This is a genomic window from Bordetella muralis, assembly GCF_054781015.1.
This window is the reverse complement of record NZ_BAAGVF010000001.1, coordinates 207,997-234,893: the sequence shown is the minus strand read 5'-3', so window position 1 is coordinate 234,893 and position 26,897 is coordinate 207,997. Positions and strand designations below refer to the sequence as shown.

Below are 26,897 nucleotides of genomic sequence, written 5' to 3'. Positions count from 1 at the left end.
GTTATAAGGCCAACCACTGGGCCGGATCCACCGGGGTGCCTCGATATCGAATCTCAAAGTATAGGCCCGATTCCACCTGCCCGCCGGTGGAGCCTACCGTAGCGATGGCCTCGCCGGCCGCTACGGTGTCCCCAACCTGCTTGAGCAAACTCTGGTTGTAGGCATATACCGTCATATATTGCTTGCCATGATCAACAATGATCAAGTTGCCGAAACCCCGCAGCCAACTCGCGTAAACGACCGTGCCGGGGGCGACGACCTTGACCGGGGTGCCTGCAGCCGTACGCAGCACGATGCCCCGCCACACGCCGCCATCGGGACGATCCACCCCGAAACGACCCTGTACCGTACCACGGACAGGCGCCGTCAATCCGTGGCGCAGACCATTTGCCGTACTAGGCGGCGGCGCGGCGCGGCGCGCAGTTTGTTGCGTAGACGCCTCATCGCCGTCGGCTTCGTCGTCCGTCTGACGATTCGAGGGCGGTGACGCCGGAGCAGCCGCGCGTGCCGGAGGCTCTGCTCGCGGGGCCGGTTGTGGCTGACTCACTCTCACATCACCTTGGGTCGCCGGGCTCAACGCATCCCAATCGCCCAGTGCCACCGCGCCGCGTTGACGCTCGCTGGCAGCACGCTCGCGTTCGCGAGCGGCCTCGACCTGTTCACGTGCTCGCGCCGCATCACGCGCCGCTTCATCGCGCTTGGCTTGAGCGGCAGCCCGGACCTGCTCTGTTTTGGCCGCTTGCTCGGCTTTTGCCGCCTCGGCGGCGCGAGCCATGGCGGCCTGGCGTTCGGCCTCGGCCTTGGCGCGAGCGGCCTCGGCTTTGACTCGTGCCTCCTCGGCCAGACGCGCCTCTTGCGCACGGCGGACGGCCTCGGCGCGCTGCCGGGCCTCTTCGGCGCGACGCGCGGCCTCGGCCTGCTCGGCGATGGCTTTTTCCAGATCGACGATCAGCATCGACAGGCGGCTGTCATCACGCCCCAATTTGCGTGCCTCAGCGCGTTGCGCAGCGATCTGCCCTTCCAATTGGGCCAACAACGTTGCACGCTCGGACTGCTGTTTGACCAACTCAGCCTTTTGCTCAGAGGTTTCAGCGACCGTGCGTTGAATCTCTGCACGACGCGCGTCTGCCTGTCCCTGCAGTTCGGCCAAACGATCCAGATCACGCCGCAGTGCCTGTACCGTTTCCGCCCGGTCGCGCGAAACATAGCCCAAATAACTCAGATTGCGGCCTAGTTGCTGCGGATCATCGCCCGACAGTAACGCGGTCCACGGAGATAGGCCGCTGGTGTACTGGGTGCGTAATTGATCGCCCAATTCGGTACGTTTGCGCTGCAACGCTTGCTGTTGCGCAGCGATCTGTTTTTCAAGACCAGCCAAGTCGGCCTCGGCCCGGTCATTGTCAGCAGCCAGATCGCGCAACCGGCGGTTGATGCGCGAAATCGCCGATTCTGACGCTTTTAGCGCGTCGGCGGCTTCGCTGCGTGCGGCTTCTCGATCCTCGAGCGATTTCTGCAGGGTATCGATACGCTCACGCAGCTCGGCTTGCTGCCGCTCGGCATCGGACTGGCGGTCTGCCAGGTCCGACGACGCCGCAACACCGGGCCATGGCGTCGCCGCCACAGCCACCGTCAACAGCAAACCTGCCACAAACCGCATGAATCAGTCCTTTTTCGCCTTGCCTTGGGCGGCAACCGCGGCCATCGCGGCTTCGATTTCCGCTGCATCGCCCAGATAATAATGGCGGATCGGGCGCAGGTCTGCATCCAACTCGTAAACGAGGGGCTGACCAGTAGGAATATTCAGGCTCACGATGTCGTCATCAGAAATATTATCCAGGTGCTTGATCAAGGCACGCAGGCTGTTGCCGTGGGCCGCCACCAGCACTCGGCGGCCGGCGCGGATCGCCGGTGCGATGGAATCATTCCAGAACGGCAACACGCGGGCGACGGTGTCTTGCAGGCATTCGGTCGCGGGCAACTGATCAGCCGGGATTTTGGCATACCGACCGTCAAAACGAGGATGACGCTTGTCGTCCAGCGCCAGGGGCTCGGGGGCGATCGCGTAGGCACGGCGCCAGATCAAGACTTGCTCATCGCCGTATTTGGCGGCGGTTTCGGCCTTGTTCAAGCCTTGCAGGTTACCGTAGTGGCGTTCGTTCAGGCGCCAGCTGATTCCCACGGGGGTGTACATCGCATCCATGGCGTCCAGTGCGATCCAGAGCGTGCGGATCGCGCGCTTGAGCACCGAGGTGTAGGCCAGATCAAATTCGTAGCCCTCTTTTTTGAGCAGCTCACCTGCCTTGCGGGCCTGTTCGCGGCCGGTGTCGGTCAGATCGACATCGGTCCATCCCGTGAAGCGGTTTTCCAGATTCCATTGGCTTTCGCCGTGACGCATCAGAACGAGTTTGTACATGGTTTTGGGCCGCCCGAGGGCTGGCTTGAAGTTGACGAATGCGCTCATTTTATAATTGAGCGATTTTGCTCCTGGTTTTTCCCGGCAACTCTGGGTTTCTTACCGTAAGCGGCAGGCATTTCGACCTGACCGCAGTTAACCCAGTATGATGCGGGTCCGAATCAGGCCGCCGTGTCCAGACGAGCGATGCGTATTGTGCAAGCTTGTCCCCCTTTCAGGAACCTCTGTGGATCTTCTGCAATTCTTGGTAGCTAAAGAAAACATCTTCATCGTCGCCGTGGTGCTGGTGTCGGGCATCATGCTCGCCGTCCCGGCGCTGCGCAAGGGCCGAGGCGGCAATGGCCTCAGCACCGCCGAAGCCATTCAATTGATCAACCAGCGCCAAGGCGTCTGGGTGGATGTTCGGCCGACCGAGCAATTCCGCGCGGGCCACATCGCCCAGGCACGTAGCTTGCCGGCCGCCGAAGTCGAGCAAAAAGCCAGCGCCCTGCCTAAAAACAAGCCGCTGTTGCTGGTTTGCGAGACCGGCCGCGACTCAAATCGCATCGCCGCCCGCCTGCGCACACAGGGTTTTGCCGAAGTGTCCGTGCTCGAAGGCGGCATGCGTGCCTGGTCCTCGGCCGGCCTGCCCGTCACTCAGAAACCCTGATCTGGAGCCCCGGCATGAATAAAGTTGTCATGTACTCAAAGGATTATTGTCCCTATTGCGCGCGCGCCAAGGCGCTTTTGACCGAGCGTGGCGTCACCGATCTGGACATCATCCGCATTGATCAAGATCCGGCCCAGCGCGACGTCATGATTGAACGCACAGGCCGTCGCACCGTGCCGCAGATCTTTATCGGCGACAAACACGTTGGCGGCTGCGACGACCTGATCGCGCTGGACCGCTCAGGCGGCTTGTTGCCACTGCTCAACGGCTGACGGTCCGCCGCGCCGCCCGCTTTTTATTTTTGCCCACCTACAACCCGGAAATTCTCATGGCTGAACAGGATCAAAACAACCAGCAGGCAGGCGGCGAATCGCCTGCGTTCAATCTGCAACGCGTCTACCTGAAAGACCTGTCGCTGGAAATGCCCAATGCGCCTCACGTGTTCCTGGAACAAGAGCAGCCGCAGGTCGAAGTCAGCATCAACGTCGGCGGCCAGCGCCTGGCCGAATCGATTTTCGAATCCACCGTGACGGCCACCGTGACGACCCGCGTCAATGACAAGGTCTTGTACCTGGTCGAAGGCACGCAAGCCGGCATTTTCGAATTGGCCAATATTCCTGCCGAACAGATGGACCCGCTGTTGGGCATCGTTTGCCCCACCATGCTGTATCCGTATCTGCGCGCCAACATTGCCGATGCCATCACCCGCACTTCGCTGCCGGCACTGCATCTGGCCGAAGTCAATTTCCAGGCGCTGTACGAGCAACGCCTGGCTGAGTTGGCCCAGCAACAGGAAGGCAACACCAACGGCGCAGACTCGGGCATCATCCTGCCGCCCGGCGCGACTCGCCAGTAATCGACTGCGTTCGCACGTATGACCCAAGCGCCCGCTCCTTTGAACATTGCCGTTCTCGGCGCGGGCAGCTGGGGCACGGCGCTGGCTGCTGCGGCCAGCCGCCGCCATCGCACGATGCTGTGGGCACGAGATGCCGCGCAGGCCGATGCGATGGCAAAATCCCACGAGAACACACGCTATCTGCCAGACGTCGCGCTGCCCAACACCCTGGGCATCACCAGTGATCTGACAGAGGCCCTCGCGCCTTTGTCCGCTGCGCCGTCGCAGACCTTGATCATTCTGGGCGTGCCTGTCGCGGGCCTGGATGCGATTTGCCGTGACTTGGCAACCCGCTTGCCCGCATTGGGCTTGGCGCACACCCCCGTGGTCTGGACTTGTAAAGGCTTCGAAGCCGACACGGCTCGCCTGCCGCATGAGATCGTGGCCGAAGCCTTGAGCGATACGAGCATCCCCGGCGGCGTCCTGTCCGGCCCCTCGTTCGCGCGCGAGGTCGCGCAAGGTCTGCCAGTTGCCCTCACCATCGCCAGCGAACACGAGAGTGTGCGCACCGCCACGACCACCGCCCTGCATGGCGGCGCCGTACGCGTCTACGCCAGCACCGACGTTGCAGGTGTGGAGGTCGGCGGCGCCTTGAAAAATGTGATCGCGGTGGCCTGCGGTATTTCCGATGGCCTGGCCCTGGGCACCAATGCCCGCGCGGCGCTGATCACGCGCGGGCTGGCGGAAATGAGCCGTTTTGGTGTCGCGCTGGGCGCTCAGGCCGAAACCTTTGCCGGCCTGACCGGCCTGGGAGACCTGGTCCTGACCGCCACCGGCGAGCTATCGCGCAACCGCCGTGTCGGCCTGGAAATCGGCGCCGGGCGTAAATTGACCGATATTCTGGCCAGCGGCATCACCGCAGAGGGCGTACGCTGCGCGCGCGCAGCGCTGCAACGCGCTCGCACACTGGGTGTGGAATTGCCCATTACCGAGGCGGTCTGCGCCGTACTGTTCGAGGGCGTCGCCCCGGTGACCGCGGTATCCGCGCTCCTGGCACGCGAGGCGCGACTGGAAATTTAGCTCAGGCGTGATTCGATGCATGGTCAGCACAGCGTCAACATGCATCGACCGTCCTGACACACATAAATTTTTGACGTCAGCGCCGATCTGATCCTCGTGCACTCCAGGCCCCCTGATCCCCCTACCGCCGCGCCAACATATCCCTCACAATACGCCCCACAAAACCATATCAACATCGAGACAAGCCATCGAGTTCACCATGTCATTTGCCCGCCCATTTCGCGCAGGCGCTCTGCTGCGCTGCCTGCCCCTGCTACTGACTGCCGCCCTGCTCCCCACAACTGCCATGGCCGATTGGCCTGAGCGGCCCATCCACATGGTGGTGCCCTTTCCGCCGGGCTCATCGCCGGACCTGCTGGCGCGGACCATTTCCGAGCCGCTGTCACAGGCACTGGGCCAGCCCGTCGTCATCGACAATAAACCCGGCGCGGGCGGCAACATCGGTACCCGCATGGTCGCCAAGGCCACGCCCGATGGCTATACCTTGGTCTACACCATCAACGGCCCGATGGTCACCGCCCCCGAGCTGTACAAGAAAACCCTCGGCTACGACCCGCTCAAAGACCTGCAGCCCATCACACTGGTCGCCACCAGCCCCAATGTGCTGACGGTCCCGGGAACATTACCCGTCGCGAATGTCGCGGATTTCGTCAAACTGGCGCGCGAGCGCAAGGGCGCGTTGAACTACGGTTCCGTCGGCCCCGGCAGCTCTGCGCATCTGGCCATGGAAATGTTCAAAAGCGAGGCAAACATCGACCTCGTGCACATTCCCTATTCGGGCTTTCCGCAGATCATCAGTGCCATCATCGCCGGTGATGTCCAGGCTGGATTCATGGTGCCTGCCATCGCGATGCCGCAAGTCCAAAGCGGCAAAGTCAAAGCCCTGGCCATCACCAGCCTGCAGCCCAGTGAGTCCCTGGCAGGTGTTCCCACCATGGACAAACAGGGCTATCCGGGCTTTGAAGCCATCTCGTGGAACGCCATCTTCGCCCCCGCCGGCACGCCGGCTCCGATTGTGGAACGCCTGAACAAGGAGTTGGCGCAGATCATCAACAGCGACGCGGTGCGTAAACAACTGACGCAGCAATATTTCACGCCTGCCCCTTCCACGCCGGCCGAGTTGACCGATCGCATTCAAAAAGATCAAACGCGCTGGAATGCGGTGATCAAGCGGCTGGGATTATCGCTGGATTGAAGGGCCAGTCACGAAGGCGAAGCACTACGATAATGGCACACCCGGCACATGGTGACCCCATCGTGCCGCCGACCATCCCCACATGGCGCGATCCCGGACCACGTACGACATCGCGCTGAGGCTACGATCCGCCTGCGTAGCCGTTCTGCCGCCATGCCTCGTACACCGTAATCGCCACCGCGTTGGACAGGTTCAGACTACGCTGCCCCTCGCGCATAGGCAAACGGATCTGTTGCGACGACGCAAACATGGCCATGTGCTCGGCAGACAGCCCAGCCGTCTCGCGGCCAAACACAAAGACATCGCCCGGCACGAATGCCACCTCTGACACGTTATGCGTTGCGCGCGTGGTCATGGCATAGCAGTGATCGGGCTGCGCACCCGTGGCGGCCAGCGCCTGCGCCAGCGTGTCATGGACCTGCACAGGCTGCCACTCGTGATAATCCAGCCCCGCGCGCCGCAGGCGCGTGTCGTCCAGCTCAAATCCCAGCGGCCGCACCAAGTGCAGTTGCGCCCCGGTATTGGCGCACAACCGAATGACGTTACCGGTATTGGGGGGAATCTCAGGGCAAACGAGTACGACGTGAAACATGAATATCATCCTGGCGCACCAGCACACGCGGCACGCGAAGACGCTATTTTGCCAGGGAGCTCGTCTACGCTGCGAAAATTGCGGAAAACCAGCCGCCACAACGCACTAGGCATGGCGATCCCGCACCGGCGTGCGTGCCGCCACCAGCACCGCGACGTCCGCGGCCCCGGCGTGGAGCAGCGCATGTGCCGCAGCATTGACCGTACTGCCCGTCGTCATCACGTCATCGACCAGCCCGATAGACAAGCCCTGAACAGGCGCGATGCAGGCGAATAACCCTTGAGCCCCTCGCTGGCGCGCCAGACGGCCGCTGAATGCCTGACGCGGGCCCTCGCGCAGACGGCGCAAGACCCCGCGCCGAACAGGTAATTGCAGACAAGCCCCCAAGCTCGCGGCCAACTCGGCGGCGGGATTGAAGCCTCGCCGACGCAGTGAGGCGCCGCTGGAGGGAATCGGGATCAAGACCGTATTCGCCTTTAATGCGTACGACCCGCTTCCCTGCCCCTGCTCTGCAAGGCAAAGCGCCGATCCCGGCCCAGTCCGGGCTATCCCGCCGGCGCGTGCCACAGCCTGGGCCAGCAGTTGCGCCAGGGCCGTACTCAGCCCGAACCGATGCTCCGCCTTGTAACGGCCGATCAAGCTGTCGAACGGCGGCTCATAATCGAACGCAGCGATGGCTTGCGTAAAAACCGGGCGCATATCGGTGCAGCCCTGGCAGGCCTGCCCGCCGAACATCATGCGCTGCGCACAGCGCGTGCATCGGTATCCCCCCATTCGCATCGTGTGCGTAATATCATCGCGACAACCGGCACATAGCCCGCCCCCAGCCGCCCGACCCTCACATAGAGGACAATTCGTCGCCACCTGCGACAACATCTGCCGGGTAACACCCCTCAGGCGGAAGAGAAAATGCGAATCGGCCATAATGGATAGCATTCGGGCTCATGCAAGTCGCAAGGGCTGCTATCACACCATGCTTTTCCTGCGCTGCCACGCAGCAGCGCGACATTCATGTCACACCCCACACCTGCCACCCCTCCGACCTTGCCGCTGGACCCCGTGCACGTCGCACGACAGTTTTCACGCCGCGGCGACTTGGCCGACGCACAATTTCTCTATGGCGAAGTCGCCCGCCGCATGCTGGGCCGCCTGCAATACATTCGCCTGCAACCCGAGGCCCTGCTCGATGCCGGCTGCGGGGCCGGGGACAATGTGCCTCTGCTGCGGGAACGTTATCCCGATGCCGCCTACCAGGGCCTGGACATCAGCGAAACGCTGCTCGCCCATGCGCGTGAGCGCTATGCCGCAGCAGGCGTGGGCCATTGGCTCGGGAAACTGATCGGCCGTGGCCAGAACGGCCCGCGTTTCCTGTGCGCCGATCTCGCCGACACAGGCCTGCCACCGGAATCACTGGATTTAGTCTGGTCCAATCTGGCCATGCATTGGCACCCGGCGCCGCATGCCGTGCTCGCCGAGTGGCGCCGCATACTGAAGGTGGGCGGACTGGCGATGTTTTCCTGTCTCGGCCCTGCGACCCTGCGCGAGCTGCGTCAAGCGCTGGACGATGCCGGCCTGCGCACCGCAACGCCCTCGTTTGTGGACATGCATGACTTCGGAGACCTATTGGTCGAGAACGGTTTTTCCGACCCCGTGATGGATCAGGAAACCCTGACGCTCACTTATCGCACCCCCGAACGCCTGCTGCAAGACGTGCGCGCGCTGGGCGGCAACCCTGCGAACGGCCGCCGCAAAGGGCTGGTGGGACGCGATTGGCTGGCTCGCCTGCGCGCGGCATTGGAAACCCAGCGCAACGCCGAAGGCGTCATCCCTTTGACGATTGAAGTGTCCTATGGCCACGCCTGGCGCGCAGCCGCGCGCCGCAGTGCGCCGGGCGAAACCCACCTGTCGATCAGCGCCATCGGCGGCCGCCGCGCGGGCAGCTGACGCACACCCGGGGGCATCTCGGATGGCCCCTCATCGTCGGACTTTCGCCGCAGCAGGGCTTACACAGCCCCGCTGCTGAATGGCTCAGTTCCGGAACAGCTCTGCCGGCTCACTCAATGCAGGCGATCCGAACCCCAGCCGGAGGTCCGCCCGGCCTCAGGAGTCGCCAGCGCCTGAACGCCGCCGTGCATGGGCTCTGACGTGGCACGGATGCGGCGTCGAGGGGTCGCCTCGGCCACCACAGCCGTATCACGCTCGCCGCGCCACACCCGAGTCATCGACTCGACCACGGCCGGCAAATCGCGCACGCGGTGGAACTGCCCGCGCAGCCAGCGCGCGTCATTGCCGTTGCGGACCGCTTCCTCTTGCAGCATGGCCAGCATGTCGCGCGTCCCCAACTCGTCCGCAATAGGCATCAGACGGTGGAATAACGCGCGCAAGTGGTCAATCAAGCGCAGCCGCTGTCCGTCCGGCGTCACATAACTGCCCTGCAGGCCAAAACGGCAGGCTTGGAAATGGTTGCTGCGATAGGCCAGCCAGGCCGTAGAGGCCGGCTGCGGTTCGCGCGAGACCAATACCGCCAGCGCTTGAGCAAAAGCCGCCAGCTGGCAAGCGCGTTCGACCGTCAGCGGCGTATCGCACACGCGGATTTCGACGGTACCGAACTCCGGCTTGGGCCGGATATCCCAGTACAGATCCTTGATGCTCTCGGCCAGGCCGCTCTGACGCAGCTGCGCCATGTGCGCCTCGAATTGATACCAGTCCATGACTTCCGCCGGTAAATGACCGGCCAGCGGGAAGCTGTTGACCGCATTGAGGCGGCAGCACGAAAACAGCGTATCCACCCCTTCGTAATAGGGCGAGGAGGCCGACAGCGCGATGAAATGCGGAATATAGGGCGACAGACTGTGCACCATCCGCACCGCCGCATCGCCAGAGGGCACGCCCAGATGAATATGCTGGCCAAAGACCGTGAATTGGCGGGCCAGGTACCCATACATTTCCGCCAGATACTGAAACCGTGGCGAATCAGAGATAGCGCGCTCTTGCCAGCGCATAAAGGGATGAGCTCCCCCACCTGCTACCGAAACACCCACGGCATCGGCTGCCTCGCAAAGGACGTCGCGCATTTCGCGCATCTCGGCCAACAGGCCCATGGGGTGTTCATGCACCGAAGAATTCAACTCAATCATCGAGCGGGTGATTTCGGGTTTGACCCGGTCCGCAATAGGATGATTGGCCATCTGAACCAACAACTCGTCAGCCGCTGCAGCCAGATCAAAACTACGTGGATTGATCAGTTGCAACTCCAACTCAATGCCGAGCGTGTTTGGGGCGGACGAGACGAACGGGATCTGTTCCATCTCCGACTCCTTTATGTATGTTGGTAGGGACGCACCATTCGGCCTTGAAGCCCGGCGACCTCCCGGGGGGCACTAGACGGTGTCTTATGGCTTCATGATAGCCGCAACTTTGTGCCAAGAAGAATCAAAATCGTGACATTTACGCGCAACTTCAAGAATCAATGCGTTTTTGTCTGTGACAGTAAAGTGAGTAAATGCTCACAGACTAGGAATGGCGCGGCTGTCAGCGTGATGCATCCCGAAAGGTCGCTAAAAATGGGGCTGTCGAACAGGCTCGGGATAACCCTAATTCGGGTTAGTCCTGATATTGTGCGGGTGATACCTGACCAGATTGTGACAAGCCAGGCGAGATAGACGCAACGATTATTTGCGCCAGAACATTGGGGTAAACAGCACCACCACGGTCAACAGCTCCAGGCGGCCGATCAACATCGCAAACGTGCAGACCCAGGTCTGAAAGTCGGTCAGGATTGCGAAATTGCCCATGGGTCCCACCGGGCCCAAACCCGGGCCAGTGTTGTTGATCGTGGCAAGCACCGCGGAAAAGGCCGTGATGGGCTCCAGGCCCGACACCAGCAGCAGACTGGTAAACACCCCGATCGACAAGCCATAGACCATCATGAAAGCCAGCACCGACGCCATCACGCGCTGACTCACCAAGCGTCCGCCCATACGAATCGGACTGACCGCATGAGGATGCAGCATGACCACCAATTCATTGCGTGCCTGCTTGGTCAGCAATACAGCACGAATCATCTTGATCCCCCCGCCCGTCGAGCCGGCACAAGTCACAAACCCCGACAACAGCAGCATCGTCAGCGGCGCAACCAGGGGCCACACGGCATAGTCGACCGTGGCATAACCTGTGGTGGTAGCCACCGAAATGGTGTGGAACATGCCATAGCGCAAGGCCTGCAATGGATCATGGTAGACCCCGCGGAAATACAAATACGCGGAAATCACCAGTCCGGCGCCCAGCATGATGACCAGATACGGCACCGTTTGCGGACAGGTACGATAGGCGCGCAAACTGCCCTGTCGCAAGGCGTTGAAATGAGTCGCGAAATTGATCCCGGCCAAGGTCATGAAAATCATCGACACGATCTCCAGCGGCACCGAGTCGAAATAAGCAAAGCCCGCGTCTTTGGTCGAAAATCCCCCCAGCCCCATCGTGGTGGCCGTGTGGCACCAGGCTTCGAACCACGACAACCCGACGCCGCGATAGGCCACCAGGCACAAAATGGACAACCCGAAATAGACCGCGTAGAGCGCTTTTGCCGTACTGGCGATACGGGGCGTCAAGCGCTCGTCTTTCATGGGCCCTGGTGTTTCGGCCCGCACCACCTGATGCCCGCCGACCCCGAGCAGCGGCAAGATCGCCACGGCCAGCACCAGGATGCCCAATCCGCCAATCCAGACCAGGGTAGCGCGCCAGAGATTGATCGAGGCCGGCAGATGGTCCAGCCCCGTCAGCACCGTCGCCCCGGTGGTGGTCAAGCCCGACATGGCCTCGAAATACGCGTCGGTAAACGATAGCGGTATCCCTGCCCGGTCGAAATAGATCAAGAACGGGATCGACGCCAGCAGCGGCAGGCTGACCCACACCACCGATACCAGCAAAAACCCATCGCGAGCATTCAACTCGCTACGCCCGCGCCGTGTGACAAGCCAAACGGCGGCTCCGCCCCCGAACGCCAGCAAAAACCCATCCAGAAACGCCGTGAACCCGGCGTCGTCGCCCACATATGCCACGAGCAACGGCAGCAACATGGTCAGCGCAAAGACGCCCATGGTCAGGCCAGCGACATAAAAGGTAGCCAGCAAGCGCTTCATAGGCAATCGCAAACGCTAATGTGAACGGCCGTATGGCGCATGGGTGACGATATCCGAAATCAGAAGAAAGACGCCGAAACCTGGAACAGTTTTTCAACACGCGGCATCATCTGGCGCGACGGCACAAAGACAATGACATGGTCGTCCGTCTCGATGACCGTATCGTCGTCCGGCATCAAAATCTCGTCCCCACGTGCCAGGGCGCCTATGCTGGCTCCCTTGGGCAAACGGATACTTCCCACGGCGCGCCCGACGACCTTGGAACTGCTGCGGTCACCATGGGCGACAACCTCAATCGCCTCGGCCACCCCCTGACGCAGCCGGTGCGCGACCACGATATCGCCGCGGCGGACGTGTCGCAGCAGCTCGCTCATGGTGGCTTGCGCAGGAGATACCGCAATATCGATATGGCTGCCTTGCATCAGTTCGCCGTAGGCCGGACGGTTGATCAGCGCGATCACCTTGCGCGCGCCCAGGCGCTTGGCGAGCAGCGACGACATGATGTTGTCTTCGTCGTCACTGGTCAGCGCCAGCCAGGTATCCATATCACCGATGTTCTCCTGCTCGAGCAGTTCCTCGTCGGTACCGCTGCCATGCAGCACCAGGACACTGCTGGGCAACTCGGCAACCAGGTATTCACAGCGTTTTTCATTGCGCTCGATGATGCGCACGCTGTAATTTTCCTCGGCCAACTGGCGCGCCAGCCGCAGACCGATATTGCCTCCGCCTGCGATCATGACGCGGCGCACCGACTTTTCCGCCTCGCGCAATTGCCGCACAGCACGGCGGGCATGCCGGGAATCCACTACCAGCACCACCTCGTCGCCCGGCGCGATGACGGTCCCGCGGTCGGCCTGCAGGGGCCGGCCATCACGCACCACATCCACCACACGCGCCGCAACATCCGGCCATACATCGCGTAGCTGCGCAATCGGATGATGCGCCATCGGGCTGCCGTGCCCGACACGCACCGTCACGACGCTGATGCGCCCGTCCGCGAACTCGACGACCTGCAGAGCCTCGGGAAACTCGATCAAGCTATGCAAATACGCAGTGACACTGCGCTCGGGGCTGATCAGCGCGTCGATACAGAAGCCCTCATCACCCATGAGCTCGGGCTGATCTTCGAAATCCGGCATGCGGATACGGGCAATGCGGCGCGGCACATTGAACAACTGCCGTGTGATCTTGCAGCCCACCATATTTGCTGCGTCGGAAGCGGAACAGGCCACAAACAGATCGGCATCCGCAGCACCCGCGGCCTCCAGCACGGCCACCTGTGTCCCATCGCCATGCACCACGCGCAGGTCGAAGCGATCCTGCAGATAGCGCAGTTGATCGACATTGGTGTCGATCACCGTGATGTCGTTCTGCTCGGACACCAGATTTTCGGCCACGCTGGTCCCGACGCGGCCTGCCCCCATGATGAGGATCTTCATGTGCCGCGTTTACGTGCCGACTCGATGCCCAATTGCTTGAGCTTGCGATACAAGTGTGTGCGCTCGAGCCCGGTACGTTCGGACACACGCGTCATGCTGTGATTTTCACGAACCAGATGATATTCAAAATAAATGCGCTCGAACTCATCGCGCGCTTCGCGCAATGGCTGATCCAGTGCAATGCTGCCCAGTTTGCCACTGGAGGCGGGGGGCGCCTCGGCCAAGGGAGGCAGACTGGCCACCGACGTCAGCGCCGCGGGCGGGTCCAGCTCGTCCTCGAGCGGCACTGCCGGCGCCACCGCGCCCAACGGCGTCGTCACGGCGGACGGGTGCGACGTGCGCCCGCGCGCCAAGCCCGCTGCGATCGTTTTGAGCAAACGTTGCAGCGTGATGGGCTTTTCGAGAAAATCCATCGCGCCGATACGCGTTGCCTCGACGGCGGTGTCGATCGTGGCATGGCCGCTCATCATGATGACGGGCATATCCAACAGCCCTTGCGAGCCCCACTCTTTGAGCAGGCTCACGCCATCAGTATCCGGCATCCAGATGTCCAACAGCACCAAATCCGGGCGCATACGCAGCCGTGCAGCACGCGCTTGCGCCGCGTTTTCGGCTAATTCGACCGTGTGCCCTTCGTCGTAAAGAATCTCGGACAAAAGTTCACGAATGCCAACTTCGTCGTCAACCACCAGAATTCTGGCCATAAACCTTCCACCTATTGCGTAGCCGCATTATCCTGTTCTTGCGCAGCCGCGTCCATAGCCGCGGCCTTGGAGGCTAGTCGGGTCAATAATATCGAAATCCGCGCGCCCCCTTCCTTGCGGTTGCCCAGATCGATCTTCCCACCATGCTCTTCCACGATCTTGCGCACAATTGCCAATCCTAACCCAGTCCCGTGGGCCTTGGTGGTGACATACGGTTCAAAAGCCCGCTGCATGACTTTATGCGAAAACCCCTGGCCGGTATCAGCGACCGTAAAGCGCACCGCAGACGGCGTGGCGCCATTAGGTTCTCCCATCAGTTGCGTCGTCACTTGCACACGTCCTTCAGCCCCCTGTTCTGCAATCGCATCCCGCGCATTGGACAACAAATTATGAATGACTTGGCGCAGTTGAGTCGGATCCCCCTCGATATGCGGCAGGCCAGGCTCCAGAGAGACATCCAGATTCAACGCCGGCGCCAATGCGCGCCCAGGGGTCAGGTGTTTCTCTCCCGGTTCCCAACCATACAACGCCAGCACATCTGCCACCAAGGCATTGAAGTCGATAGTTTGCATCACGGCGGGAGGTGTGCGGGCATATTCGCGGAAATCATCCACCATCTGCTTGAGCGAGCCCACCTGATTCACAATGGTATTTGTCGATCGCTCGAGCATCTGGCGATCCGCCGGTTCCAGGCGATCGGCGAGTTTCATGGCCAGGCGCTCGGCCGACAGCTGGATCGGGGTCAGCGGATTTTTGATTTCGTGTGCCAAACGGCGGGCGACTTCGCCCCACGCCACCGTACGGTTGGCCGAGATCACTTCGGTAATGTCGTCAAACACCACCAGATAGCCATTGCCGCGCCCATCCACTCGCAGATGCGTGCCTCGCGCCAACAAGGTCAACATTTGCGCGGACTCGGTGGAATCGGGCGACGGCGCCAGGGAAATCTCGAACTGTTGCTGCCAATGCAGACGCTCGGACCCCACGGCAGCGTGCTGGGCAAAGGCCTGGCGTACGATCTGGATGAACTCCAGCATACCGTCGACCGTTTCCAGGGGCCGCCCAATGACCGAACGTAAATCGGCCTGCAAAATGGATTGCGCCCCCTGATTCACGGTCGTCACGCGAAAACCCTCGTCAAATACCAGCACACCCGACGACAGGTTCGACAACACGCTTTCCAGATAGACGTTTGAACGCTCCAGTTGACGGCGATTGCTCTCGACCATATGGCGCGCCTCGTCCAGCTGACGAGTCATCGCATTGAAAGAACGCGTCAATTGCCCTACCTCGTCGCGCTCTGGAGGCTCTGGCAAAGGACGATAATCGCCCACCCCCACCGCCTGAGTCCCGGCAGCCAGGCGCAGCAGCGGCCGCACGAGCCGCTTGGACAGCGACAAGGCCACGGCGATCGCGGCGAACACGGCCAGCAACAACGCCAAGGTCAACGTAATGCCATAGAGCTTGCGCAGCCCCAGCCGCGATAGCGCGAGCTCCTGATAATCGCGAAATCCTTGCTGCACCCGGTTGGCGTTATCCGCAATCTGTTCGGGCACGGGTTGCAGCAGTTGCAACCAGCGCGGCTCGGAAGGCGGCGACATCAAGGTGTCGAAACGCTGAGGCGTCGTCAGCGGGATGACCACGCGCAATGTCAGGCTGTCTTTGCCGCCCGCCAAGCTGGCATCATCGGCCTCTGCGGCGGAATACCCTCGCCCCAGCCGCAACTGGTTCAACACAGAGGCAGGCGGTATTTCCGGCAGCAATTGACCGTACTGATCGGTGGAAAACGCCACCAGCCGGCCGCCCCCGGTAAATACCATCACATCCTGCACCCCGCTGGACTCGCGCAAGCGCGTCAGCGCCAGCGGAATATCGCGATCAGGCGTGTTGTTCAACTCGGACGCCATGGAACGCGCCTTCGCATCCAGGTCGGCCAGGGACGAATCCAGCGCAGCGCGCCCCAGATTCAGGCCGGACTCCAGTGCGCTATCGACACGGACATTGAACCAGGACTCAATAGACCTGGACATGAACTGCACCGATACGATATAGATCAACGCGCCTGGCACAACCCCGATCAGCGCAAAGGCCAAGGCAAAGCGCGCCGTCAGCCGCGCACCGAACTGGCGGCGGCGGATCTGGCGCACCAGCCGCGTCGTCAGCGCCACCACCCAGACAAACAAGGCCAGGGCGAAGACGCCGTTCAGCACCAGCAAGATATCGTAGTAGCGGGCAAACCGCGACGCGTTACCGGTCGACCAGGCGAGCAAACCCAACAATGCCAGCCCGCTGATAGCCCCAATGATCAGCGCGATGCGCAGCAGCATTCTCATGACGGATCCCGAGGCTTGGCTAATTCAAACGAAAAACCAGTCCAAGGCGTTCCCAGGCTCCAGGAACTGCTATTGAGCGCATTGACCTGGAACGGACGCGTCAACTGCGAGGTGTCCAGCCGCAGCCGCAACTGCCCTTGATACGACACCTCGTAATCGAGCTCCGAGACATCGATCAAGACCCAGTGGCGAATGTGGCGCACCATATCCATGGCCTCGTCCAGCGAAGACACCGGCCAGCTCAGCGAATCCGTTCCGACACGCCATTGACGCGTCAGGGCGTTATAGATCACGCGCCAAGTCCTGCTGGTATCGACCACCGTATCGTCAAACCACCACCAGCGATCCCGGCTGATCACAATATCGGCCGTGAAATATAGCGGCAGTCCGCGCTCGGCAGCGTCGCGCAATTGATCATTCAACTGGACATCGATTTCGGCATCGATTTCCAGCTTTCCGTCACGGACAGCAGGCTCGATGCGAGCCACCTTGGGCTCACTGGCGTGCGTCTGCCCGACACCCAACGGTGCCATCAGAAATAACAGCAAGAACGCATAACATAAGCGAGAAATCATCGACATTCGTAACCTGATCGCATCCTACGGCTATTCTTGGCGATTCAAGACTGCTTGGCAAACAGTGCATAGAAAAAACCGTCGTGTTGAGCCTGAGGTGTTGCGCCGACCGCAACAGGCAGCAATTGCCCTGGCGCATCCTGGCGCTGCGCGTCGGCGTGACGCTGGGCAAAAGCCTGCGCCTGACGCTCGCCTTCCTCAGGAAAAATCGAACAGGTGACATAGAGCAGCCGCCCGCCGGGGGCCACCGTGCGCCACAGTGCATCCACGATGCGCGCCTGTAATGCCGCCGTGCGCGCCACGTCCGGGGCGCGACGCAGCCAGCGGATATCGGGATGGCGGCGTACGATCCCCGAGGCCGTGCAAGGCACATCGGCCAGCACGGCATCAAACGGCCGACCGTCCCACCAGGCATCCAGATCTGCCGCATCGCCTGCGGCCAGGGCCACCCGGTCCGAACGCAAACCCAGTCGATCCAGGTTCTGCTCCACGCGCGCCAGGCGTGCCGCATCGGAATCCAACGCCAGCAGCTCGACGTCGGCGTTTTCCAATAAATGTGCCGTCTTGCCGCCAGGCGCCGCGCAGGCATCCAGCACGCGTTCGCCGGCGCGCACGGCCAGCAGCACAGCGGCTTGCTGCGCGGCGGCATCCTGCACCGACCACCAACCCTCGGCAAACCCGGGCAATTGGGTCACAGGCCGGGCTTCGGCCAGCACCAGGCCGGCCGGCCCGACCGGCTCGGACGAGACGCCAGCTGCCAGGAACGCGTCCCGCACCTGATCGCGGCTGGCACGCCGCGTATTGACGCGCACCGTCAAAGGCGCCGGAACATTCGCCGCAGCCAGAATGGTTTGCCACTGGTCTGGATACGACTGCCGCAGCCGCTCCACCCACCAACGCGGGTGATTCCAGCGCGCCTCGGGCAAATCGCCCACTGCCGCCTCGATGGCGTCGCGCTCACGCAGAAAACGCCGCAAGCACGCGTTGAGCAACCCCTTATAGGCCGCCAGACTGCGCTGGCCGGCCGCCGCGGTCACGGCCTGATTCACCACGGTATGTGCGGCGTACACAGGCATGCCGGGTAGCGCCTGGACCTCTCCCGCATCTGAAGACGCCACCTTCAACAAGGACAACGACACATTCAACAACGCATCAAACTGCGTGCCAGGAGACCGTTGCACCAGACCGCTGCTGATCGCGCTGGCCCAGCCCAATTGGCGCATGGCATGGAAAGACACCGCCTGCGCTGCCGGGCGCAACGGCGATGGCACAGCAGCCAGTGCCTCGGTCAGCGAGCGCCCCTCCATGACGGCGCACACCGCGCCTGCCGCGGCCAACAACACGACCGACAACGGCGACCGGGCGGGTTGCGATTCGAGAACATCCAGGGAAGCAGGGGAAACCATGTGAACCATCAATGATTGTGCAATCCCGCTATGGTAGCCGCTGACAGGCAAGCGCATCAGGGATAGGGCTATTCGGGGACAGATTAAACCACGCAAATTGTCGGACGAGACAGGAGAGATACCAGCCATCCGGCGCCAACCGACGTCCTTTAGTCCGAAAGGCCGCTCATATCGAGCCGGTTAAAAGTTCGCCGTGCTTTCTCACTTTCAATACGGATTCACTGCAGTGACGATACGGCGAACTTTGTTATACGGAAGACTCTCAATGCAATACCTGAGCCCGGGTGGCGCGGCCAATGACGAGATCGTGGCATTCGCCGGCGACGACAAGCACCGGCACACGGCATGAGGGCCGACCCATGACACGCTTGTCAGCACGGCCCTTGACCTGGATTGTTGCCGACCCTGCGGCCATGCTCACTATCGTACTGGTGGTGTTACATCAATCTCTCATCGCCTCGTCTGCGTATTTTCTGACGCAAACCATCATCCACTATCAAGAAGACCAAGCGCTCAGAGAATATCTCGCGCTGTATTTGCTCTCGATCATCGTGCCATTCATTCCCGGGTATCTGTCGTTCATGGCGATGCAGCGCTGGATCAACGCCATACACCGGAAATTCACACTGGCCATGACCTCAGCGGTCTATGGCAGACTGAACGAATACCGATCGATTGAACGTCAGTCGGCATTCGAGTCCACGATCTCCAAGGACGCCTTCGACTTGATCTCGTCGTATGCCATGTTGTCGCACGATCTTCTCAGCCTGATACTGAATAGTGTCCTGAGCATCGCGGTGATTGGCATGATCCTGCCGTCCGAAATCGCACTGGGCTACGGTATCAGTCTGGCGCTCAGCACGGCAATCGTTTGCTTCCTTGCCAAAGGAACGCGAAATTTATCCATGGATACCGGACGGCGATACGCAAGTTACGGCGATACCTTGCATAAGGCCTGGGACAACGCAGTGCTCGGCAACGCGTACAACTATGATCTGTGGAAGGCCGAGTTCCACGCCCAGGGGGCTTGCTACTACACATCCTCCCAGCGGCTCACCACGTACAAACAGCTCGGCAATATCGCCATCGCGTCAGCTTCTCTTATTCCAACCGCCTATCTCGTGTATCACCTGCTCGTGATCGAACAGATAGAGGCCGCCATCATCGCGACGATCATCGTCAACCTGACGCGGATATTCCTGATCCTCAATTCCTTGGGCACGTTGATACGCGAGCTGTTCGAATGGGCCAGCGCATCTGCCCGGCTGCGCTATCTCTGGGCCTTTCTATTACCCGCCACCACCGCGCCATTGCCTCGGGCCCCTGCGGGCACGATCACACTCAACGGCGAGCCGGTCAGCGACTATCAGACAGTGCGAGAGACGCTGCGTCGCCATCGTTTCGGCAGAATGACCCTGCGCGGCGAAAATGGCGCCGGCAAATCCGCCCTGCTCCTGTCGATCAAACAAGCTTTTGCGCAACAGGCCCATTTGCTGCCCGCTGGCGACAATCAACTCTGCTGGCGATTCAAGCACCGCAACCTATCAGCAGGACAACGGGCCCGTGCCATCATCGACGAGATCCTGCACCAGGGTCCGGACATCCGCTATCTATTGCTCGACGAATGGGACGCGAACCTGGACGACGACAATCGGAAACTCATCGATCAACTGTTGGACACGCTCAGCACAGAACGCGTGATTATCGAAGCCAGGCATCAGAAATCTGCTTGTCCGACCCCAGCCGAAAAGCCTTAAGCCGTTGTAAACTATAGGGTTTATATTCACAAATCGGAATTCCAACATGGAAACCAAGCGGGCACCCAGCATAGCGATGGTCTCTTTAGGGTGTCCAAAAGCCCTGGTCGACTCTGAGCGCATCCTGACGCAGTTGCGCACAGAGGGTTATCAGGTCTCACCCGAATACAACAACGCCGACGTCGTCGTGGTCAACACCTGTGGTTTCATCGACAGCGCCAAGGCCGAGTCGCTGGAGGCCATCGGCGAAGCCATTGCCGAAAACGGCAAAGTCATCGTCACGGGCTGTATGGGCGTCGAGGAATCCGTCATTCGCGACGTACACCCCAGCGTGCTGGCCGTGACTGGACCGCAACAATACGAAGAAGTCGTGCGCGCCGTGCATCAGGCTGCGCCACCCAAGACCGATCACGATCCCTACGTCGACCTGGTGCCGCCGCAGGGCATCAAACTCACCCCGCGCCATTACGCCTATCTGAAGATCTCCGAGGGCTGTAATCACCGGTGCAGCTTCTGCATCATTCCGTCCATGCGTGGCGATCTGGTCAGCCGGCCCGTGGGCGACGTGTTGAACGAGGCAGAGCGCCTGGTCAAAGCCGGCGTAAAAGAGCTGCTGGTCATCTCGCAAGACACCAGCGCCTACGGCGTGGATATCAAATATCGCAGCGGCTTCTGGAATGGCCGGCCCGTGAAAACACGCATGACCGAGCTCTGTACGGCCTTGTCCGAACTCGGCGTCTGGACGCGCCTGCACTATGTGTACCCCTATCCACACGTAGACGAAGTCATCCCGCTGATGGCGCAGGGCAAAATCCTGCCCTATCTGGATATCCCGTTCCAACACGCCAGCCCGCGTGTACTCAAGGCCATGAAACGCCCGGCGTTCGAGGACAAAACCTTGGCGCGTATCAAACGCTGGCGCGAAGAATGCCCCGATCTGACGTTACGCTCGACCTTCATCGTGGGATTCCCGGGCGAAACCGAAGAAGACTTCCAGTACCTGCTGGACTGGATGAGCGAGGCCCAGTTGGATCGCGTCGGCTGTTTCCAGTATTCGCCGGTCAACGGCGCTCCCGCCAACGACCTGGCCAACCCCGTCCCCGACGAGGTCAAGCAAGAGCGCTGGGATCGTTTCATGGCGCATCAACAGGCGATTTCGGCCGCCCGTCTGCAAACCCGCGTCGGACGCGAGATCGACGTGTTGATCGACGAAATTGCAGCCGATGGCGCCATCGGCCGTTCCAGCGCCGATGCTCCGGAGATTGATGGCAACGTCTACGTCAACGCCGAGCGCAAGCTGCGCCCGGGCGATCTAGTGCGCGTACGCGTGACCGAGGCGGACGAATACGATCTGCATGGCGATCTTGTCTGAGCCCACGCGACCCGGGACCGGCGTTACGGGTTAACACCTTCGTTATTGGGCGGGCGCCAGGCCCGCCCACGGCGACGCCAATTCTGAACCTAATGCCTCACCTCGATCACGACCTTGTCGTGACTGAGGCGCTCTAATAATTCGTCGATACAACTGCGGTTGTCCTGATCCAGGTTCGCATCCCATTCATCCAGCAAGAGGTACTGAATGTCCGAACCTTGCTTCAGCAGTTCGTCGATGATCGCGCGAGCCCGTTGCCCCGTCGACATCGCGCCGTGCCCGAGACGCCAACAGAGTTGATTGTTTCCCGCGGGCAGCAAATGGGCTTTATGTGGGAAAGCCTGCTTGATCGACAGCAAGAGCGTGGACTTGCCGGAGCCATTTTCACCCCGTATCGTCACTCTGCCGCACGTACGATGACGCAATGTCTCCTGCACTGCCAGATAGTCAGTGATCAGTTCGCCATTGACGCTCACATTCCCCGAAGGCGATTGCGGGATATCGACGACGGACGCCTGCGTCAGAAAAGCAAAAAGATACCGCAGGCGGGCGGACGCAGACGCCCACTCGACAATCTCGTAAATCAGCGCACTCAGTGCATTGAGAATGTGAAAGATCCGCGTCAAATTCACGATGATCGCCGCCACGACTGCGGCCTCGATCTGTTCCAGCACCAGCAGGTGATACACCAGATAGGCCGTCGGAATCAGAGACGCGAAGGCAATCCCGACATTGCCAGCTTGTTTGCAGGCTGTGAGCCGCAACGCGCTTGAATAATAGCTGGCCCCGTCGGCCTTGAACTCGTCCAGCCATAGACGATAGTTGTAGGCGTTTCCGACCACCGCATTGTCCCAGGCTCTGCCCAAGGTATTGCCGTAATCCGCATGCCGCCGCTCTGTGTCGACAGACAGCTTTTGCACGGCCTTGGACAACACATAGACCATTCCCACACTGAGCGTCAGACTGACGAAATAACCCAGCACGATCTCGGATGGCAGGATAAAACCGATGACAGCTAGACTCAGGATGCTGTTGAGTGCGAGGCTGAGAAAATCATGCGACAGCAAGATATACGATGAGATCACGTCGAATGAGTTTCTCGAGATGGCCGACTCGAATGCCGCCTTGTTTTCCGTCGACCGGTACTCATTGAGCTTGCCGTAGACGGCCGACGCCATGGCCAGAGTGAATCTCCGATGCACAGCATTTGTCCAGCGCTCTGCCATGACAAACGAAAGCGCACCGGGAATGAACGGAAGAATCATCGAAAGAAAATACAAGACCAGATATACACCGATCTCCGTGCCCTGTTGGTAGCCAGTGATCGTTTGCGTCAAAAAATACGCAGACGACGCGATGAGAGACTGATGCACCACAACCAGCACAAGCGTGAGGAAGGCTGCCCGATCATGAAAAATCCATGTGGAAGCTCGCGTAGACGAGAGGCTCATCGTTAAATCTTTATCGTGTTCGATACTTGCAAAGGGCGTCGGACTCCACAATGTCTCGAACACCGGACAAGAGCGCTTTCGTGCGAGAGGACACTGACGCAATGCCTGCATGCTCATGCCGGCCGATGACCTCCTCCACAGAATCGACTGAAGCCACCAGTTGCGCCAGGATTTTCGGCGTCGGAGGATGCATGAGCGGCGCTGCGGGGTGGCCGATGAATTTTTCGCGAAACATCACGATCTCGGTAGCGACCACAATGCTATGAATCACTTTGTCCAGAGGGCGCGGGACTTTCAAGATAGCCGACTGCGCCCAGCTATCGGGGTTCATCAGTGCGCGGTGATCGTAGTGTCCATACCGATGTTCGTCGATGAACATCGCATGATGCGTCAGTTCGTGCACGATAAACTCCACCACGTCAGGCACCCGATGGGTAATCTTGGGATTTGCCCATATCACGCCGATGGCAGAGGACGTGCTTCCGCCGCTGGCGTCCTTGGAGGGCATCAAAAATATATCGGTGATCAGGAAATCGAACAGGCATTTGTGCTCAGAGGACAGAACGCCCAGACACTCGATAGCAGAACGCAGCAGCATCGCTTTCTTTTCCACAAGCGGATCTGGTTCCTGGCTGATGACCTGGGCTTGGTTCTTGTCGTCCAGGATCGTCAAATCGTCGTCGGACAGCAGTCGGCAGAATTCGCTCGCCTGGTCATAGTCGAGCACGATGTTTGCCGCCCGGTATCTGCCCTTGGTTTTTCTGCCTTGCAGCCCCTCTAATGCCTCGATATAGCAAGTCGAAAGTGTCTGCTCATCCTCCACTGTGCCTATATCCAATCCAGCCTTTTCAATGAAGGCCAGCAGACTTTCCAAGTGGGTATCGAGCGGGGTCTGAGAAATCATTTCTGTACTTTTCTCTGAAACATCAAAAAAGCGCACGCAAACGCGTGCGCTGATAATGCATCGTCAATCAGTCGGCCAGCATCATGTCGTCGTACGAGATCATGCGATAGCGCGGATGAGGGCCTGGACCCATACGGACAGGCAGCACGGTGTCAACGGAACATTCTTGTGCCGTGGAATCGTCGCTCTGATATTTATTGGCCCCGCTATTTCCCCTTTCGACGATCTGAGACACCTTAGCCCTGATCGTTTCGCTTAGACTTGCAACCAACATAACGGCCCTCCAGATAAGGAATTAGCTGCATCCTCGTGCAGCACACCCTGTATTGGATACCTGAGCCCCAAATATGCCGGCCGAAAACGCAGAAGTGAGGTGAATTTCAGACAAAGAGACAGGCCTTGCGCGCTATGTTTCGCAGTGAAACCTCAGCAGAATGGCGTCCCCCACCTGGTGTTCGCCGCCATCCTTTCCCTACGCTTTTCTTTCCAGCCCCCCCTTCGCCCGAGCCTGATCGCCCAATTTGCGTAAACTAGGGGCATACCGTTGTTATTCAGATCTGTTTCGAATCCATGACCATCAAGAATCTCTGCGTTTACTGTGGTTCCAATGCGGGTAGCCGCCCTGATTATGTCGAGGGCGCACGCGCCCTGGCACACGAATTGGTCAGCCGCGATATCGGGCTGGTCTACGGTGGCGCAAGCGTGGGCATCATGGGCGCCGTGGCCGACGCCGTACTCGCCGAAGGCGGCCGCGTCATCGGCATCATCCCCGAGGGCCTGCTGCGTAAAGAAATCGGCCATAACAACTTGACCGAGCTCCATGTCGTCGCGTCGATGCACGAGCGCAAGACCATGATGGCCGAGCGCTCGGACGGGTTTATCGCCTTGCCCGGCGGCGCGGGCACTCTGGAAGAGATCTTCGAAACCTGGACGTGGGCCCAACTGGGCATGCATCAAAAGCCCTGCGGCCTGCTGAACATTGCCGGCTACTACAATCAACTCGCCGGCTTTCTGGATCACGCGGCGCAAGAGTCCTTCATTCGAGCCGAACACCGCGCCATGCTGATCGTCGAAAGCCAGCCTGCTGACCTGCTGGATCGCTATGCCGCCTACACGCCGCCTACGGTCTCCAAATGGATAGACCCGGGCGAGCATTGATCGGACTGCTTTGCTCACTACGCACTCGCCATGTCTCCTGCCCATGCACCTGCACTCAATACCGCATCTGTGATGCGGTATTACCTGCAAGCCAAAGACGAAAATCGCCCCGTCTACATGGCTCGGGCCTTTGCCGCCGATGCCGTATTGAAAATGACGCTGCGTACCCAGGCGATCGCCTTTCCGCCTGAGTCGCACGGTCTGGACGCCATCACCGAGACACTCGTACGCACATTTGGCCAGACCTACGAAAACGTATTCACTTTTTACCTGGCGCATCCTGGCGAAGGTGCCATCCTGAATACGTATGCGTGCGACTGGTTCGTCGGCATGGCCGAAAAGGCAACCGGCCAGGTTCGCGTGGGCTGTGGCCGTTATGACTGGGAGTTCCAGGCCGAGCCTCATGTGGCCCGCCGCCTGACGATCACGATTGAAACGATGTTGAACTTGCCCTCTGACACAGCCCCGGCGATTTTCAACTGGCTCACCGCGCTACCCTATCCCTGGACAGATCCGGAACGCGTGGTGCAAGCTGCGCCGCCCATCGAGGCTCTGGCGCCGGTCATGCACTGGATCCGCCGCGACCATATCGTAGATCCCACCGGTGGCACCGCTTGAAGTACGATCTCGCCGCCTTTGATTTCGACGGCACGCTGGCCAACACCTGGCCCTGGTTCGAATCGATCCTGGACGAGGTCGCTGACAAATATGGCTTTCGGAAGACCAATGCCGCCGAACGGGCCGAGTTGCGATATCGCAATGCCCACGACATCCTGAAATTCCTCGGTGTACCGCTCTGGAAACTGCCTGCCATCATGGCACACGTACGCCAGATGATGCGCGACGTGGCGCCCACTGTGCAGCTATTCGACGGCATGGCCGACGCCCTGACCCGCCTGCGCGCAAGCGGCTTGCGCATGACGGTGCTGAGCTCCAATTCCAAAGCCAACGTCCAACGTGTGCTGGGTCCGCAGGCGGACCGGTGGTTCGACGATTTCGAATGCGGCACGGACATGTTCGGCAAAGCGGCCAAACTCAAAAGACTGGTAGCGCGCCACAAGGTGGCACCGCAACGCTGCGTCCTGATAGGGGACGAGATGCGCGACATCGATGCCGCCCGCAAAGCAGGCGTGCGAGTCGCAAGCGTTGCCTGGGGCTATAACCATGTCGATGCGCTGCGCGACCATCACCCCGACGAGCTCATTCTGACCGTCGCCGATCTACCCGCCAAACTGACTCAAGTGTGATCATGGACCTCAACGACGATTACTGCATCACCGATCTGGACGCTCTGCAGACGCTGTACGGCCAACCGGCCGGCGCCTCGCTCATCAAGGAAGTGGATCACGTGCACCCGCACTACCGCGCCTTTATCGAGGCAGCGCCGTTCGCGATCCTGGCGACATCCGGTCCCGCGGGGCTGGACGCTTCGCCGCGCGGCGATCCCGCGGGCTTTGTGACGGTGGCCGACGACAAGACGCTGTTGATTCCAGATCGACGCGGCAACAATCGCATCGACAGCCTGCGCAATATCCTGGCCGATCCGCGCGTCGCCTTGCTGTTTCTCGTTCCAGGAGTGGGCGAGACATTGAGAGTCAACGGCCGCGCCAGCATCAGCACAGACCCCGGGCTGCTGGCCCGTTTCTCGATGAACGACAAGCCCCCTCGATCGGTCTTGGTCATACACGTCGAGACCGTGTTTTTTCAGTGTTCGCGCGCGATTTTGCGATCCCAGCTCTGGGACCCTGCCAAGCAGGTGGATCGCAGCAGCCTGCCCAGCGTGGGGCGAATGCTGGCCGATATCAGTGCAGGCACATTTGACGGCGTGACGTATGACCGGGAATTACCAGAGCGGGTGCGCAACACGCTGTATTAGGCTTCAGGGAAACCTCA

The 26,897-nt window shown here is 60.6% G+C and carries 25 protein-coding genes; 12 read left to right on the top strand and 13 right to left on the bottom strand.

Annotated features, from left to right (window positions below):
- Position 1: 1 nt before the first annotated feature.
- Both ACYVIT_RS01145 and gpmA read right to left on the bottom strand, forming a co-directional pair.
- Positions 2-1,657 carry a murein hydrolase activator EnvC family protein gene (locus tag ACYVIT_RS01145; RefSeq protein WP_415808121.1) on the bottom strand — a complete coding sequence of 552 codons (1,656 nt, stop codon included), beginning with the start codon at positions 1,655-1,657 and terminating at the stop codon, positions 2-4.
- 3 nt (positions 1,658-1,660) lie between these two features.
- The gene (gpmA, locus tag ACYVIT_RS01140; RefSeq protein WP_415808176.1) at positions 1,661-2,413 is read right to left on the bottom strand and encodes a 2,3-diphosphoglycerate-dependent phosphoglycerate mutase; all 753 of its coding nucleotides are present in this window, start codon (positions 2,411-2,413) and stop codon (positions 1,661-1,663) included.
- 226 nt (positions 2,414-2,639) lie between these two features.
- Between gpmA and ACYVIT_RS01135 the strand changes: the two genes are divergently transcribed.
- The 5 genes from ACYVIT_RS01135 (at position 2,640) to ACYVIT_RS01115 (ending at position 6,172) form a co-directional block, all read left to right on the top strand.
- Complete coding sequence (locus tag ACYVIT_RS01135) at positions 2,640-3,062, top strand: rhodanese-like domain-containing protein (protein ID WP_415808122.1); 423 nt, start codon at positions 2,640-2,642, stop codon at positions 3,060-3,062.
- Positions 3,063-3,076: 14 nt separating this feature from the next.
- A complete protein-coding gene (gene grxC / locus ACYVIT_RS01130; protein ID WP_094824231.1) occupies positions 3,077-3,334 on the top strand; it encodes a glutaredoxin 3 in 258 nt (85 codons plus the stop codon).
- Between the two features lie 56 nt (positions 3,335-3,390).
- Entirely contained in the window at positions 3,391-3,918 is a 528-nt protein-coding gene (gene secB, locus ACYVIT_RS01125; RefSeq protein ID WP_415808123.1) for a protein-export chaperone SecB, read from the top strand.
- Positions 3,919-3,936: 18 nt separating this feature from the next.
- Positions 3,937-4,977 (top strand): NAD(P)H-dependent glycerol-3-phosphate dehydrogenase, encoded by a 1,041-nt coding sequence (locus ACYVIT_RS01120; RefSeq protein ID WP_415808124.1) that lies wholly within the window; start codon positions 3,937-3,939, stop codon positions 4,975-4,977.
- Between the two features lie 199 nt (positions 4,978-5,176).
- Positions 5,177-6,172, top strand: coding sequence for a Bug family tripartite tricarboxylate transporter substrate binding protein (locus ACYVIT_RS01115; protein WP_415808125.1), 996 nt, complete (start codon positions 5,177-5,179; stop codon positions 6,170-6,172).
- A gap of 121 nt (positions 6,173-6,293) precedes the next feature.
- Here the strand turns inward: ACYVIT_RS01115 and ACYVIT_RS01110 are convergent, their stop codons facing one another.
- Together ACYVIT_RS01110 and ACYVIT_RS01105 are read right to left on the bottom strand one after the other, a co-directional pair.
- Positions 6,294-6,764, bottom strand: a complete 471-nt coding sequence (locus ACYVIT_RS01110) for a tRNA (cytidine(34)-2'-O)-methyltransferase (protein WP_415808126.1) — start codon at positions 6,762-6,764, stop codon at positions 6,294-6,296.
- 105 nt (positions 6,765-6,869) lie between these two features.
- Positions 6,870-7,463 (bottom strand): ComF family protein, encoded by a 594-nt coding sequence (locus ACYVIT_RS01105; protein ID WP_415808127.1) that lies wholly within the window; start codon positions 7,461-7,463, stop codon positions 6,870-6,872.
- A gap of 312 nt (positions 7,464-7,775) precedes the next feature.
- Between ACYVIT_RS01105 and ACYVIT_RS01100 the strand changes: the two genes are divergently transcribed.
- Positions 7,776-8,708 carry a methyltransferase domain-containing protein gene (locus ACYVIT_RS01100; protein WP_415808128.1) on the top strand — a complete coding sequence of 311 codons (933 nt, stop codon included), beginning with the start codon at positions 7,776-7,778 and terminating at the stop codon, positions 8,706-8,708.
- A 113-nt stretch (positions 8,709-8,821) separates the two neighbouring features.
- On the opposite strand, the gene ACYVIT_RS01095 is transcribed toward ACYVIT_RS01100, so the two are convergent.
- The 7 genes from ACYVIT_RS01095 to rsmB form a co-directional block, all read right to left on the bottom strand.
- Positions 8,822-10,072, bottom strand: a complete 1,251-nt coding sequence (locus ACYVIT_RS01095; RefSeq protein WP_415808129.1) for a YbdK family carboxylate-amine ligase — start codon at positions 10,070-10,072, stop codon at positions 8,822-8,824.
- Positions 10,073-10,435: 363 nt separating this feature from the next.
- The gene (locus ACYVIT_RS01090; RefSeq protein ID WP_415808130.1) at positions 10,436-11,905 is read right to left on the bottom strand and encodes a TrkH family potassium uptake protein; all 1,470 of its coding nucleotides are present in this window, start codon (positions 11,903-11,905) and stop codon (positions 10,436-10,438) included.
- A 59-nt stretch (positions 11,906-11,964) separates the two neighbouring features.
- Entirely contained in the window at positions 11,965-13,344 is a 1,380-nt protein-coding gene (gene trkA, locus ACYVIT_RS01085; protein WP_415808131.1) for a Trk system potassium transporter TrkA, read from the bottom strand.
- On the bottom strand, positions 13,341-14,048 hold the full coding sequence (locus tag ACYVIT_RS01080) for a response regulator (RefSeq protein WP_415808132.1): 708 nt from the start codon (positions 14,046-14,048) through the stop codon (positions 13,341-13,343). Before ACYVIT_RS01080 ends, trkA begins: the two co-directional genes overlap by 4 nt.
- Before the next feature lie 11 nt (positions 14,049-14,059).
- Positions 14,060-16,381: a sensor histidine kinase gene (locus ACYVIT_RS01075; RefSeq protein WP_415808133.1), complete on the bottom strand. Its 2,322-nt coding sequence runs from the start codon at positions 16,379-16,381 to the stop codon at positions 14,060-14,062.
- Positions 16,378-16,962, bottom strand: a complete 585-nt coding sequence (locus ACYVIT_RS01070; RefSeq protein WP_415808134.1) for a DUF4390 domain-containing protein — start codon at positions 16,960-16,962, stop codon at positions 16,378-16,380. The genes ACYVIT_RS01075 and ACYVIT_RS01070 overlap by 4 nt, the downstream gene beginning before the upstream one ends.
- Positions 16,963-17,000: 38 nt before the next feature.
- Positions 17,001-18,362 (bottom strand): 16S rRNA (cytosine(967)-C(5))-methyltransferase RsmB, encoded by a 1,362-nt coding sequence (gene rsmB, locus ACYVIT_RS01065; protein ID WP_415808135.1) that lies wholly within the window; start codon positions 18,360-18,362, stop codon positions 17,001-17,003.
- A 359-nt stretch (positions 18,363-18,721) separates the two neighbouring features.
- Here rsmB and ACYVIT_RS01060 point away from each other — a divergent pair, with 359 nt between their 5' ends.
- Both ACYVIT_RS01060 and rimO read left to right on the top strand, forming a co-directional pair.
- On the top strand, positions 18,722-20,119 hold the full coding sequence (locus ACYVIT_RS01060; RefSeq protein ID WP_415808136.1) for an ATP-binding cassette domain-containing protein: 1,398 nt from the start codon (positions 18,722-18,724) through the stop codon (positions 20,117-20,119).
- Positions 20,120-20,165: 46 nt separating this feature from the next.
- Positions 20,166-21,491: a 30S ribosomal protein S12 methylthiotransferase RimO gene (gene rimO, locus ACYVIT_RS01055; protein ID WP_415808137.1), complete on the top strand. Its 1,326-nt coding sequence runs from the start codon at positions 20,166-20,168 to the stop codon at positions 21,489-21,491.
- 89 nt (positions 21,492-21,580) lie between these two features.
- On the opposite strand, the gene ACYVIT_RS01050 is transcribed toward rimO, so the two are convergent.
- Complete coding sequence (locus ACYVIT_RS01050; RefSeq protein ID WP_415808138.1) at positions 21,581-22,942, bottom strand: hypothetical protein; 1,362 nt, start codon at positions 22,940-22,942, stop codon at positions 21,581-21,583.
- A 10-nt stretch (positions 22,943-22,952) separates the two neighbouring features.
- On the bottom strand, positions 22,953-23,846 hold the full coding sequence (locus tag ACYVIT_RS01045) for an aKG-HExxH-type peptide beta-hydroxylase (protein WP_415808139.1): 894 nt from the start codon (positions 23,844-23,846) through the stop codon (positions 22,953-22,955).
- 570 nt (positions 23,847-24,416) lie between these two features.
- Between ACYVIT_RS01045 and ACYVIT_RS01040 the strand changes: the two genes are divergently transcribed.
- From ACYVIT_RS01040 to ACYVIT_RS01025, 4 genes are read left to right on the top strand one after another with little or no spacing between them, the layout of a single operon-like run.
- Positions 24,417-25,004: an LOG family protein gene (locus ACYVIT_RS01040; protein ID WP_415808140.1), complete on the top strand. Its 588-nt coding sequence runs from the start codon at positions 24,417-24,419 to the stop codon at positions 25,002-25,004.
- Between the two features lie 30 nt (positions 25,005-25,034).
- Positions 25,035-25,622, top strand: a complete 588-nt coding sequence (locus ACYVIT_RS01035) for a hypothetical protein (RefSeq protein WP_415808141.1) — start codon at positions 25,035-25,037, stop codon at positions 25,620-25,622.
- Entirely contained in the window at positions 25,619-26,251 is a 633-nt protein-coding gene (locus tag ACYVIT_RS01030) for an HAD-IA family hydrolase (protein ID WP_415808142.1), read from the top strand. The genes ACYVIT_RS01035 and ACYVIT_RS01030 overlap by 4 nt, the downstream gene beginning before the upstream one ends.
- A gap of 2 nt (positions 26,252-26,253) precedes the next feature.
- Positions 26,254-26,880 carry a pyridoxamine 5'-phosphate oxidase family protein gene (locus ACYVIT_RS01025; protein ID WP_415808143.1) on the top strand — a complete coding sequence of 209 codons (627 nt, stop codon included), beginning with the start codon at positions 26,254-26,256 and terminating at the stop codon, positions 26,878-26,880.
- Positions 26,881-26,897 lie beyond the last annotated feature (17 nt).